Annotated in this window: 14 protein-coding genes; all 14 read left to right on the top strand. The window is 43.1% G+C overall.

Features of this window, described 5'->3' with window-relative positions; all coding sequences use genetic code 11:
- Positions 1-85 precede the first annotated feature (85 nt).
- The 14 genes from ACK2WI_RS03845 (at position 86) to ACK2WI_RS03780 (ending at position 12578) form a co-directional block, all read left to right on the top strand.
- Positions 86-418 carry a DUF4134 domain-containing protein gene (locus ACK2WI_RS03845; protein ID WP_254529362.1) on the top strand — a complete coding sequence of 111 codons (333 nt, stop codon included), beginning with the start codon at positions 86-88 and terminating at the stop codon, positions 416-418.
- Between the two features lie 4 nt (positions 419-422).
- Positions 423-752: a DUF4133 domain-containing protein gene (locus ACK2WI_RS03840; RefSeq protein ID WP_409149835.1), complete on the top strand. Its 330-nt coding sequence runs from the start codon at positions 423-425 to the stop codon at positions 750-752.
- A 44-nt stretch (positions 753-796) separates the two neighbouring features.
- A complete protein-coding gene (locus ACK2WI_RS03835; protein ID WP_409149834.1) occupies positions 797-3265 on the top strand; it encodes a TraG family conjugative transposon ATPase in 2469 nt (822 codons plus the stop codon).
- Positions 3266-3310: 45 nt separating this feature from the next.
- On the top strand, positions 3311-4012 hold the full coding sequence (locus tag ACK2WI_RS03830) for a conjugal transfer protein TraI (protein ID WP_409149833.1): 702 nt from the start codon (positions 3311-3313) through the stop codon (positions 4010-4012).
- Positions 4009-4647 carry a hypothetical protein gene (locus tag ACK2WI_RS03825; protein WP_409149832.1) on the top strand — a complete coding sequence of 213 codons (639 nt, stop codon included), beginning with the start codon at positions 4009-4011 and terminating at the stop codon, positions 4645-4647. Before ACK2WI_RS03830 ends, ACK2WI_RS03825 begins: the two co-directional genes overlap by 4 nt.
- Before the next feature lie 5 nt (positions 4648-4652).
- On the top strand, positions 4653-5288 hold the full coding sequence (locus ACK2WI_RS03820) for a TerB family tellurite resistance protein (RefSeq protein ID WP_409149831.1): 636 nt from the start codon (positions 4653-4655) through the stop codon (positions 5286-5288).
- 8 nt (positions 5289-5296) lie between these two features.
- Positions 5297-6526, top strand: a complete 1230-nt coding sequence (gene traJ, locus ACK2WI_RS03815) for a conjugative transposon protein TraJ (RefSeq protein ID WP_409149830.1) — start codon at positions 5297-5299, stop codon at positions 6524-6526.
- A 41-nt stretch (positions 6527-6567) separates the two neighbouring features.
- On the top strand, positions 6568-7191 hold the full coding sequence (gene traK / locus ACK2WI_RS03810) for a conjugative transposon protein TraK (protein ID WP_409149829.1): 624 nt from the start codon (positions 6568-6570) through the stop codon (positions 7189-7191).
- Positions 7192-7574: 383 nt separating this feature from the next.
- Positions 7575-8807, top strand: a complete 1233-nt coding sequence (gene traM / locus ACK2WI_RS03805; protein ID WP_409149828.1) for a conjugative transposon protein TraM — start codon at positions 7575-7577, stop codon at positions 8805-8807.
- Between the two features lie 35 nt (positions 8808-8842).
- On the top strand, positions 8843-9649 hold the full coding sequence (traN, locus tag ACK2WI_RS03800; RefSeq protein ID WP_313258235.1) for a conjugative transposon protein TraN: 807 nt from the start codon (positions 8843-8845) through the stop codon (positions 9647-9649).
- A gap of 11 nt (positions 9650-9660) precedes the next feature.
- Positions 9661-10449 carry a hypothetical protein gene (locus ACK2WI_RS03795; RefSeq protein WP_409149827.1) on the top strand — a complete coding sequence of 263 codons (789 nt, stop codon included), beginning with the start codon at positions 9661-9663 and terminating at the stop codon, positions 10447-10449.
- Between the two features lie 384 nt (positions 10450-10833).
- On the top strand, positions 10834-11025 hold the full coding sequence (locus ACK2WI_RS03790) for a hypothetical protein (RefSeq protein WP_313258231.1): 192 nt from the start codon (positions 10834-10836) through the stop codon (positions 11023-11025).
- Between the two features lie 57 nt (positions 11026-11082).
- Positions 11083-11721 (top strand): hypothetical protein, encoded by a 639-nt coding sequence (locus ACK2WI_RS03785; protein ID WP_409149826.1) that lies wholly within the window; start codon positions 11083-11085, stop codon positions 11719-11721.
- Positions 11722-11723: 2 nt separating this feature from the next.
- A complete protein-coding gene (locus ACK2WI_RS03780; RefSeq protein WP_313258226.1) occupies positions 11724-12578 on the top strand; it encodes a nucleotidyl transferase AbiEii/AbiGii toxin family protein in 855 nt (284 codons plus the stop codon).
- Positions 12579-12667: the final 89 nt, after the last annotated feature.

Raw genomic sequence — 12667 nt, 5'->3', positions numbered from 1 at the left:
GGGCAATTGGAGAATAGGGAGAATGGTTGCCTGTTGACCGGGACATTCCGCTTACCAAAAAAAGTAAAACTTAACCCACATAGTGATGAAGAAAATTGAAGGGAATCCAAGGAGGTGGAAGCAGCAATTGTGCAAATTGATTTTTATTGCCTGCTTGCAGGTTCATGAAATTGCTTTTGCCCAAGATGGCCTGGCGGGCATCAATGAAGCCAATGAGAAGGTAAGGAGCTATTTTGATTCCGGCACCAAGTTGATGTATGCCGTAGGGGCAATACTAGGACTTATAGGAGCGGTCAAGGTATTCCAGAAATGGAACAATGGAGATCCTGATACAGGTAAGGTCGCGGCGGCATGGTTTGGAAGCTGTGTGTTTTTAGTGTTGGTAGCAACGGTAATCAAATCGTTTTTCAACGTATAGGAAAATGGCAAGTGCAGTTTACCCGATCAATAAGGGCATCAATCAACCCCTAGAGTTCAAAGGACTCAAAGCGCAGTACATCTGGTATCTGGCTATCGGAATACTCCTGTTGCTGTTCCTGTTTGCGGGGCTTTATTATCTGGGAGTCCCAAGTATGCTATGCTTGGCAATCATTATAACCTTGGGATGCATTCTTTTTATCCAAATATTTCGCTTTAGTCGGAAGTATGGACAGTATGGCCTGATGAAAAAAATTGCCAAGTCACAGTTACCTATAGCTATAAGGAGCAGAAATAGATCGGTCTTTCGTTTGGAAGCGAGATTTAAAAGATAATAATCAAATCACTTAAGTAAGTCCTTAAAATATAAGATACAGATATGGCAAAGGAGAGGTCGATGGAAGCGTTGTTTCCAATATTGGAAATCGAAGGTAATGCATTGGTAAGTAAAATGGGCGATCTGACGTTGGCCTATGAACTGGTGCTTCCAGAAATATTTACCTCAAGCGAACAGGATTTTGAGGGTTTTCATCAAGCTTGGGTTCGTGCTTTGCGGCTGCTACCAAAGCACAGCATCCTGCATAAGCAGGATTGGTTTCTAGAAAGTGTCTTTCGAGCAGAATTTCGACCCGATCCTAACAGTTTTATGAGCCAATCTTCAGACCGACATTTCCATGAACGTCCATTTCTTGACCATCGATGCTTTTTGCTACTCAGCAAATGTGTCGAACCTAAACGAATTGTCAATTCGCTTTTTTCGAACCTGATCAAGCCTAATCTTGTTCCACGAAACATTTTGGAGGATGACTATGCGGAACGTTTTCGGGAATGTTGCCAGCAATTCGTGAACATCCTTCAAGAAAGTGGACTTTGCCGAATTCGAGATATGAGGCATGACGAGCTAGAGAGTACATTGAACCAGGCAGGACTGCTGGAACGGTACTGTACACTTTCGTCAGGCAACGATCCACTCTTGCTACGTGACATTGATCTAAGCAATGGCATTCGAATTGGCGGAAAAGAGGTAGGCTGTTATACCCTCGGTGATGCGGAATCCCTTCCATCGCTGTGCGCAAGCCGCATGAACTACGATAAATACAGCACAGACAGGAGCAAGTTCAGCGTGGGTTTTGCTTCGCATTTGGGACAACTGCTTCCCTGCAATCACCTGTATAACCAGTATATCTTTTTGGAAGATGCCGAGCAGACCTTAAAAAAAATGGAAGGAAAGCGTTTGCGTCTACAATCCCTTGCAGCTTACAGTCGGCAGAACCTTATTGCTAGGGATGCGACCAATGCTTTTTTAAACGAAGCTTTTGCGCTGCAGCATCAAGCTGTCAAAGCGCATTTTAATATTCTGATCTGGTCAGAAGAGGAACAACAAATTAAAAAAGCAAAGCAACTGCTTTCATCCTCCCTTGCGAGCATGGACTGCCGGATCAAAGAAGAAACGGTAGGAGCAGCTCAAATTTTCTGGGCAGGGATACCTGGAAACGCAGGTTCTTTTCCTATGAACGAATGCTTCGATACCTTTACCAACCAAGCCAGCTGTTTTTTGAATCTGGAAACAGGCTATCGAAGTTCGATTAGTCCTATTGGTATCCGGCTTGGAGACAGACTTAGCGGAAAGCCACTCCATGTTGACATCAGTGATGAACCTATGGAAATGGGGATCTGTACGAATCGGAATAAATTTATCTTGGGACCTTCAGGAAGTGGAAAATCCTTCTTTACCAACCACATGGTCCGAACTTATTTTGAACAAGGCTGCCATGTGGTTTTGGTGGACGTTGGACATTCCTACCAAGGACTTTGCGAGCTGGTTGGAGGCTATTACTTTACCTATACCGAAGACAATCCAATCCGGTTCAATCCTTTTTACCTAGGACAGGGGGACCAGCTGGATACCGAAAAAAAAGAAAGTATTAAGACACTGCTGCTCGCGCTATGGAAAAAAGATGACGAAGCTTTTCGCCGTTCAGAATATGTTGCCTTATCCAACGCCATCAGCGGTTTCTATGAATATCTTGCCCTAAAGGACGGAATTTTCCCCTGTTTCGACAGTTTCTATGAGTACCTCCATGGCACTTTTCGTCAAACGGTGGCTAGGGATCGTGTGAAGAGGCAGGATTTCGATATCGATAATTTTCTCTATGTGCTGCGTCCTTACTATGCAGGAGGTGAATTTGACTACCTTCTCAATGGCCAAGACAAGTTGGATATGCTCCACGAAAGGTTTATAGTCTTTGAGCTGGACAACATTAAAGACCACCCGATTCTATTTCCCGTTGTTACCATCATCATCATGGAAGTTTTCATCAGCAAGCTTCGAAAAATGAAAGGTGTGCGTAAGATGATCCTGATCGAAGAAGCGTGGAAAGCCCTGATGAAGGAAGGTTTTGCTGAATATATCAAATACCTTTTCAAGACGGTCAGAAAGTATTTCGGTGAGGCGGTCGTGGTTACCCAGGAAGTCGATGACATCATCTCTTCGCCTGTGGTCAAGCAAGCCATCATCAACAATAGCGATTGCAAGATTTTGCTCGACCAAAGTAAATATCAAAACAGATTTGATCAGATCCAAGAACTCCTTGGTCTGACCGAAAAAGAAAAGGCACAAGTGCTCTCACTGAACCGAGCGAATGATCCTAATCTGAAATATAAGGAAGTCTTTATTAGCCTTGCAGGTGTCATTAGCAAAGTTTACCGTACGGAAGTGTCGATGGAGGAGTATCTGGTCTACACGACCGAGGAACGCGAAAAATTTCGCCTGCGAAGTTACATGGATGCTCAGCATGGGGATGTTCAAAGTGCTGTAAAGGCTATGGTTAAAGATAACATCAAGTAAATAACTGATCAGTATATAAACTTTAATTAATCGATATATAGGGTTATGAAAAAGCATTTTATCGTAATTATGTTGCTTTTTTTGTTCATGCATATTGTGCCAAACCGGCCAACGGCCAGTGCACAATTGGTCCTTTCAGAAGTCATCAAGGCGGCGATAAAAAAAGTAGTCAAGGCCATGGATTTGAAAGTTCAGCGGCTGCAAAACAAAACAATCTGGCTTCAACAAACACAAAAAACAATAGAAAATCTACTCTCCAAAACTCGTTTGGACGAGATTGCTGCCTGGAGCTTCCGTCAAAAGGAAACATTTGCATCCTATTATGAATCGCTCATGAAGGTAAAGTCAGTCCTACTCCAATTTAATCAGGTGAAGGAGATTATTCAAAAGCAAGTCGCTATGGTAGGAATCTATCAGCGAACTTGGAACGACCTTAAAAAGAAAGACCATTTTACAGCAGAAGAACTGCACTATATGGCCAAAGTGTATGCCGGCATCTTAGCGGAAAGCCTAGGTAATGTCGAGGAGCTTACCAGTTTGGTGAGTTCCTGTTCTTTTCAGATGAGTGATGGTGAACGCATGAAACTAATCAATGTCCTAAGCGATCGAGTCGAGGATAATTACCAGAGCCTTTTACGGTTCAACCGGCAGAATAGCTTGCTCAGCCTGCAACGGAGTAAATCCTTAAAAGAGGTTCTGCGAATCAAAAAACTCCATGGAATCCCTGATAAAAATTTAGAACGATGAGAAAATGGATCGCCTTGGCTTGTGCAATCCAGCTGACCATAAGCCTAGTTCAAGGGCAAACACTAAAAGAATGGATCCGGCAGAAGAAGACTCAGCAAGAATACCTGCTGACCCAGATTCTTGCCAACCAAATGTACCTAGATCTTTTGACTAAGGGTTACCGTGTATTTCGTACCGGAATGGGCATCGTAGCCGAATGGAAGCAAGATGAATTCAGGCTCCACAAGACTTTTTTTAGATCCCTTGGACTAGTTCGCCCTGCTGTACGTCGATTCGGAAAAATTGCTGAGAGTACGGCCATCCTGATGGAAATTGTCGCTATGCATCGCCGGCTGAGCAAACGCCTAACAGGAAGTGAACTTTCCCAAGTAGAAAAGCAATATATGCGATCTATGTTGGAAGGTATCTTTAAGAAAAGCTTTACGAGTTTTGATCAGGTTGTGGAATTACTGGAGGAATCCTTTCACCTAGAAGATCAGCAAAGATTGATTCGTTTGCAGCAAATTCATGAGCATTTGAAAGAGCATCTCCTAATGATCCGGGAAGTGGAGATAACGATGAATTACTTGGAAAATAATAGGATTAAGCATCTGAAGCGATCTTCTGATATGCAAAGGCTTCATCAACAAAAGTAAAGAAAATGAAAGCGATAAAACCGATAATTTTTGCATTATTGATGATCTTGGTTCAGGCACTGCCAGTTAGGTCACAATCCGCTGAGGTGGTTCAGCTACTGCTCAATGTGGAGAAGCTGGCGCAGTTTAAAACCATTTTCAAGCAAATGAAACAGGGCTATAACATCCTTCAAGGCGGCTACCGTACTGTTAAGGGTCTGAGTGCGAGTAATTTCAACCTACACAAAACCTTTTTGGATGCACTGCTTCGCGTAAGTCCAACGGTGAGGCGATACCATAAAGTTGCCGACATCATTCAAATGCAGCTGAATATCCTCGAAACTTGCCGAACTTTCAACAGGCAACTAAATAAGAAAAATCTTTTTCAAGACGGGGAACTGAGCTATCTGGTAAAGATTTATCAAGGCCTGTTAGACCGCTCGTTAAATAACTTGGAGGAGCTGGTGATGGTCTTAAGTGATCGAGCGCTCAGCATGAACGACTCCGAACGGCTCCATGCGATCGATGGAATCCATGATGAAATGCAAGAGATGACGATCTTTCTAAGAAAATTTTCCAATGATTCCAAATTGCTGCTGCTTCAGCGCAAGAAGGAAGTGAATGATGTAAGATCCATTCGAAAGCAAATTGAACAACCTTAAAATTCTGGATGATGAAACCTTTACTAATATACTTGGGCTTGATTCTATTTGCTTCTATGATTCCCTTGGTATCCAAGGGGCAGGGAATTGCCCAGGAAATGCAGAGTATGCATACTGTCTTGGAGCAACTATACGCTGAGATGATGCCCCTTTGCAGCACACTGATCGGTGTAGCCCAAGGGATTGCCGGATTTGCTGCGACGTGGTATATCGGTTCTAGGGTCTGGCGGCATATTGCCAATGCGGAACCGGTGGATTTTTATCCCTTGCTTCGACCATTTGTCATCGGCTTCTGCATTGCCCTGTTTCCATCGGTCATTTCGCTGATCAATGGCGTGATGAATCCGGTCGTATCGGCTAGTTCGGCAATGGTGAAGGATTCAAACCGCGCGATTGAAGTGCTGCTTGAAAAAAAGGAAGAAGCCATCAGGCAAAGCGATTCCTGGCAAATGTATGTAGGGGATACCGGAGAAGGAAATCGTGATAAATGGTATAAATATACCCACGGTGAAGATCCTTCATCAGAGGGAATGTTGGATGAAATTGGCAATGATATCAAGTTTGCCATGGCTAAAGCATCCTATAATTTCCGCAATTCAGTCAAGGAATGGCTCAGCGAGGTCCTACAGATCCTGTTTGAGGCCGCCGCACTATGCATCAATACGCTGCGAACCTTTCAGTTGGTGGTGCTATCCATTTTAGGACCCTTGGTATTCGGCATTGCCGTGTTTGACGGCTTTCAGCATACCCTGACCGTTTGGATCGCCAGATACATCAATATCTTCCTTTGGCTTCCTGTTGCCAATATCTTTGGTGGTATTCTGGGCAAAATCCAGGAAAATATGCTCAAGCTTGACCTCTCACAACTCGCCGATCAAGGAGATACCTTCTTTAGCCGGACGGACCTGGCGTATTTGGTTTTCCTGATCATCGGTATCGTGGGCTATTTCAGCGTGCCTTCGGTAGCCAACTATATCGTGCATGCGGGAGGTGGTTCGGTGCTGGGTCAGAAAGTTGGAAGCCTGATATCCAAATCCAGTCAAGTTGTCCTCAGTGGGGGCGCTGCTGCAGGGGGAATGGTCATCGATGCCTTAGGTTCAGCCCATAATAAAATGACCCAAGATCTGTCGGGAAGCAGCCAGTCGGATCCTTATTTCCCCCATAAGAGAAAGGGGGATTCCTTTATGGACGATAAATTGAAAGGTCAGCAATCTATGGGTAAGAAGTATCCAAAATAAGTAAGGTGCTTGATTAAGGTTATGATTAAAAAGGAGGAGATATGTTTGGAAAATTAAGAAACTTGGATCGTGCATTTCAGCAAGTACGCCTATTCAGTATATTGACTGTATCTGGGAGCCTTATACTGAGCTTTTATGCACTGTATCAGAGTTTCAGGTCAGTACGCGGCATGCAGGACCGAATCTATGTCCTTGCACAGGGAAAAGCCATGGAGGCTTACGCCAGCAATCGCGGAGAAAATTTTAACGCCGAGGCAAAAAGTCATATCGCAAATTTTCACCAGCTGTTCTTCAATTTGGTACCCGACGAGCAGGCTAACCGTAAGAATATCCGAATGGCGCTGTACTTGGCGGACCAGCGTGCCCACCGCGTCTTCTCGGACCTCTTGGAAAGCGGATATTATACCAACTTGGTTTCGGGAAATGTCAGCCAGAAGATCGCAGTTGATAGTATCCAGCTTTTTGGACGTCAGCTGGAGATGCATTTTCGCTTTTTTGGTAAGCAAACCATCACCAGAAGTAGCCAAGTCGTCGTTCGCTCGCTCATTACAGAGGGGGCTCTAAGAGAAATCGAGCGATCGGACCATAATCCGCATGGGCTACTGATTGAACAATGGAAGACACTGGAAAACAAGGATATTGAAGTCACTCAAAGAAATCGATAAATCCATATTAAAAATGTAAGAATCTTGGAAGGAGGGGAAGATGGAAAGGTTAGATATGGTTCTTAAAGATCGGCATGCAATCACACTAAAAAAGAGATCAGTGGCGTTGCCTTGGGATCCCGTGTTTTGCTTTATTACGGTCTCAAGTGTGCTGTTGCTGGTACACATCTATCTACTAATACGTTTAACAGAAATCGTTCCGGCAGTATATCGCGTGCCGCATGAATTTCACCTGCATCAAAGCAACCAGCTGAATTTTCCTCCTCCTATACAGCCCATCATTCTAAAACACGATACTTTACAAATGGATCCCTGCTATTACCCATAGAATTCCCACGACTTTTTAAGTAAAAATAAACACCAAAATAAATCGCATGAATAAAATGAAACAATTTCGATGGAGCCGGCGGAAGCAGCAGCTGCTTTTTGCCGCCCCACTATTGATCCTTCCTGTCGCCGCTATGGGATTTTGGAGTATAGGAAACCTTGGGCAACATAAAAAGGAGTCCTTAGACAGCTTAAAAAATGGGGCCTTGTTGGATATTCCACAGGCACAAGTTTCCAGTAAAGGAGAAGCGGACAAAATGGATCTTTATGCAAATAGCGTATTCCTTGAGGATGGTCAACCTATAACATCTGTTCCTCTGAACCAGAATTGGAACCAGCAGACGGGCGACAGCATTCAAGACGGAGCATTCTCGTCAACAGACGATGCTTTTATGAACCTCGAGACAGCAAATGAAGGTTCTCAACAAGCGGCAATGCTGGAAAAAAGCTTGCTTGCGCTTCAGGCCCAGCTGAACCAACAGAGACCTCCCTTGCAGGAAAATCGATACGAAAACATACCAAGGCCCTTAACTTCTCCCATTTCTTCAGATGTCGAAAGGCTTGAGCTATTGATGGAAAAGATGGAAACGGGGAATACGGAAGACCCAGAGCTCGCTCAGCTTTCGAGCATGCTCGAGAAAATCATTACGATTCAGCATCCCGAACGCCTGCAGCAGGAAATGCAGGAAGAAGCTTTGGCACTACAACCTGCTATCTATGGAGTGACTTCTGAACGGGATCTTGTGCCGCGAAGTTTGATGCTGGATACCATTGTTGAAGGTGAAGTAGAGGGATTTTTTGGACTGGGTGATTCGGGGGAAATGCAGCTGCAAAAGGAAAATGCCATTCAGGCTGAAATCTACGGAGAACAAACGGTTGTCAATGGATCCACCATAAGGATAAGCTTGAGAGAGGATGTTCAACTTGCTGGTTCAAAGCTAAGGAAAGGCAGCATGCTATTCGGTGTGGTCGGCCTGCAAGGCGATCGACTTCAGGTCAAGATCAGTGGAATTCGTATGGATCAGTCTTTATTGCCCGTGGAACTAGCGCTCTTTGACTTGGACGGGATTGCGGGCATCTATATTCCGGGATCCATCACCCGCGAAGGTGCCAAGAACGCTTTAGATCAAGGGATACAAGCCATGCGATTCAGTGAATTGAATGAATCGCTGAGTGGGAAGGCGATCGATGTGGGAATCGATGCGGCAAAGGATCTGCTTACCAGAAAAGCGAAGCTAATCAAGGTGACCATTAAGGATGGTTATCGGGTCTTGCTTAAGCAGAAATAATAAAGAGTCAACAACATTTAATCAATAGATAGATCATGAAAAACATCATTATGTACTTGGCAATCCTTGGGATCTGGTATCCTTGGAATGCCGCGGCTCAGCAGAGGAAGCCGACGAAACTCGCCATAAGCCATAACAAAACCACCAATATTGTCTTTCCTTTTTCCATTGTCGGTGTTGATCGCGGAAGTCCGGATATTTTGGTGCAGAAAGCCCAAGGTGTCGCACACATCCTGCAGGTAAAATCTTCCATAGCCGATTTTGACACCACAAACCTCTCGGTTATTACCGGAGATGGACGTCTGCACAGCTTTATATTAAGCTATGCAAAATCACCAAAGGAGCTCGAGTATGTTGTTCCTAAAATCAGTAGCAGACAGATTCCGGGGCCAGATGCCAATGAGGAGCGCTTGGAATCAAATATCAGATTATTAAAACAGCTACCTACCGATAAGCTGATTAAAAGTAGCAAAGCATTCGGTATGGAATGTGCGCTTCAGGGATTATTCGTGCAAGATAACCTGTTTTATTTCGTATTCCAGATCAGCAATAAATCGGCTATCGATTATGACATGGAAAACCTGAGGTTCTTTGTCCGGGATAATAAACAGGTCAAAAGGACAGCATCCCAAGAACTAGAAATCAGCCCGATCCCTACACCTAAAAACAACGTATCCGTGGCAGGTTCTGCAAAACAAAAAATCGTCTATGTGCTCCCCAAATTTACGCTGGCCGATCAAAAACACCTGCTGATAGAAATCAAGGAGAAAGAGGGCGGAAGAAATTTTGAAATACGGCTGAAAAACAAAGACTTGATGAAAGCGAAATGGATAAACGATTAAATATACCAATCATGAACAGCAAAAATTTTGAATACCTACGTGAACAGGTCAAGTTCACCGGTTTCGGAGAAGGATTAGAAAATGAATTATGTGAAGCGCTGACTCAAGGAAAGCCAGCTTTCACATTAGACTTTCATGCCCAATACCAAGAGGATTACCTGCAGGCAAGTCTCAATTTCAGCAAATCCAAGGAAACGGATTTCTATTTTTTCAATTCGTACAAAATGGAACTTCAGAAGAAGGGCGCTAGCCAAGAACTTAGCCAGCAATTCTATATCCATAAGGGAAAGAACATCACGATGAAGGAAGCCTATAACCTGCTCAGTGGCCGTTCGGTCTATAAAGAGTTAACCAACCAAAACGGGGAGGACTATAAAGCTTGGCTGCAATTGGATTTTAGGCAGACAGACTCGTTTGGGAATTACAAAATGAATCAATATCACGACAACTACGGATTTGATCTATCCAAAGAATTGGAAGGGATCGGTATTGAATCATTCAAGAACCAGCAATACCGAGATGAATTTCTTGATTCACTGAAAAAGGGAAACCTACAAGCTGCGAACATGCTGCGAGGTGAAGAGACAATCAAGATCTTTGTGGAGGCAAATCCGCAATACAAAACCATCAATATCTATGATACCAATAATAAGAAAATTAGCCAATCCATACCTCAACATCAACGAAAGGAAAAAGCACGAGAAGAAAAAAAGTCTGCGAAGGTGAAAAAGGGAACAGCAGCTGAGGGAGAATCCGCCGAAAAGCCTTCCAAGCGGAAAGTAAAACAATCCTTAGGATAATATCATGCATTCAGGAAATGAATTGGAGCTGATCAGCAAGTTTATGAACGGAATTGTAAGCGACGGTCGCATCGGTTCGACCCATATTGCGATATATACTGCCATTTGGATATATTGGATGGAATGTGATCGGCCAGCCTACATTCAGGCCTATTGTCGGCAGATCATGCCGATGGCTAAAATTCGGGCATCAAGTACTTATTATGGGTGTTTATCCGACTTGAATGATTTTGGTTACTTGCATTATGAACCCTCATACAACCGAAATAAACCGAGTCGTATAAGCCTATATAAAATAGAGACGGGATTTTGAAATAATGTGAAATTAAAAAATGGTGCTGCCTTGTCGATTATGAAAAGGCAGCATTTTTTATGAGGAGATAGATGATGAATGAACAGGGGAAAGGAACACCAATGAACATGGACCGGAAGGCTCAGTCTGCTGAGGCTTTGGATATAGAACGCCAAAAGATCGTTAAACTATTGGCAGAAATCATCCTTCAGAACGTGCGGAGAAGGTACCTAGAAACTGATTTTGGAGTATGGGGATATAAAAGACCCTCTCGAAGAAAATAAATGTTAAATAATTTTGCTTAAATCGGATTTATTCCGATTTTTATGTAAATATTTAACATGAAAGTCGAAGATGTCTTATTGAAATACCGTGAGCAGGTGCTTACACGCCAAATTCTCCTGAGTTTGCTGAATGACTATCAACGTCCCAATGACAAGATCAGCGAAATGATCAAACAGGGGAAATTGATTCCATTAAAGAATGGCCTTTATATTCCGGGACCGAATTTGCATATGGATCCACCTAGTCATAAATTAATTGCCAACCATCTTTGGGGGCCAAGTTATGTATCTTTGGATTCTGCACTTTCATATTGGGGGATGATTCCAGAAAAGGTTTTTGAGGTGTTATCCTGTACCACTAAATTGGCCAAGTATTATCAAACGCCTATCGGCCGTTTTCGGTATTACCATGTTGAAGAAAGCTACTACTCTTTGGGAATTAAAAGCATCAAGGTAACGGAAAGGCAGAGCGTACTGATGGCGAGCCCCGAAAAAGCACTCTTTGATCGGATCATCCTCACTTCGGGCATTTTATTGAGAAGTAAATTACAAACTGAATCATTTTTATTTGAAGATCTACGAATGGATGCAGATCAACTTTCCTTGTTGGACGTGCAAATGATGGAGGAATGGTTGAAGTTATCACCTAAAAAGAAAAGCCTTGAATGGTTAATTAGGGTCATTAAAAACAATTGATTATGATGATAAAAGAATGGCTGGCATCCTATGGACCAAAGAATCAAGAACAGGCATTCTCTGCCCTTCGCGAGATTATGCAAGAAGTAGCCTTGGCTGGTCTTCAACGATCTGGATTTTTTGAGAAAGCGGCATTTTATGGAGGTACTGCCTTGCGTATATTTTACGGACTGGATCGATTTTCAGAAGACTTGGATTTTTCATTGCTATCGAGTGATCCTGAGTTTTCGTTAGAACCCTATTTTAAAGGGCTGGTGGAGGAGTTTGCTCATGTTGGGTTGCAAGTTAGTATCAAAGAAAAGAAAAAGACTAAAGGAACTTCGATCGATTCTGCCTTCTTAAAACCGGAAACAGTCTGGAGAGAACTGATCCTAGAAGGAATGGTGCTAGAGGCGGGCTTGGGTGCAATGGTTGGTCTCAAGATTAAATTGGAGGTGGATAGACAACCACCACTGCGTTTTGAAACCGAGGAGAAGCTTCTGCTCAAACCTTACTCTTTTTATGTCAAATGCTTTACCAAATCCAATCTATTTGCAGGAAAAATGCATGCTTTACTATTTCGTAAATGGCAAAATAGGGTGAAGGGTAGGGATTGGTATGACTTAGAGTGGTACATCAGAAAAGGAGTACCATTGAATCTGGATCATTTCCTAGCCAGAGCGCAAGATACAGGCGACTGGACGAATTCAACCATCGAGAAAGAAGAATTACTGGATCTTTTGAAGAAACGTATTGACTCTGTATCCTTGGAGGCGGTGAAGGAGGATATTGTCAAGTTTATTCCAGATAACCAAAAACTTGAAATCTGGTCAAAAAAGTATTTTTTGGAACTGATCGAACAACTTAAGTTTGAATAAGCTCCATACCCGATAAGAAATGTCAATAATTTCATATATAATCGGAATTTTTCCGATTTAATGTTGTTTATTTAACAAATCTATCCTGT

It is taken from the genome of Sphingobacterium sp. BS-2, from assembly GCF_046161205.1.
Classification (GTDB): Bacteria; Bacteroidota; Bacteroidia; order Sphingobacteriales; family Sphingobacteriaceae; genus Sphingobacterium; species Sphingobacterium mizutaii.
Note: the sequence above shows the minus strand (reverse complement) of the source record. Positions and strands in the feature narration are given on the sequence as shown.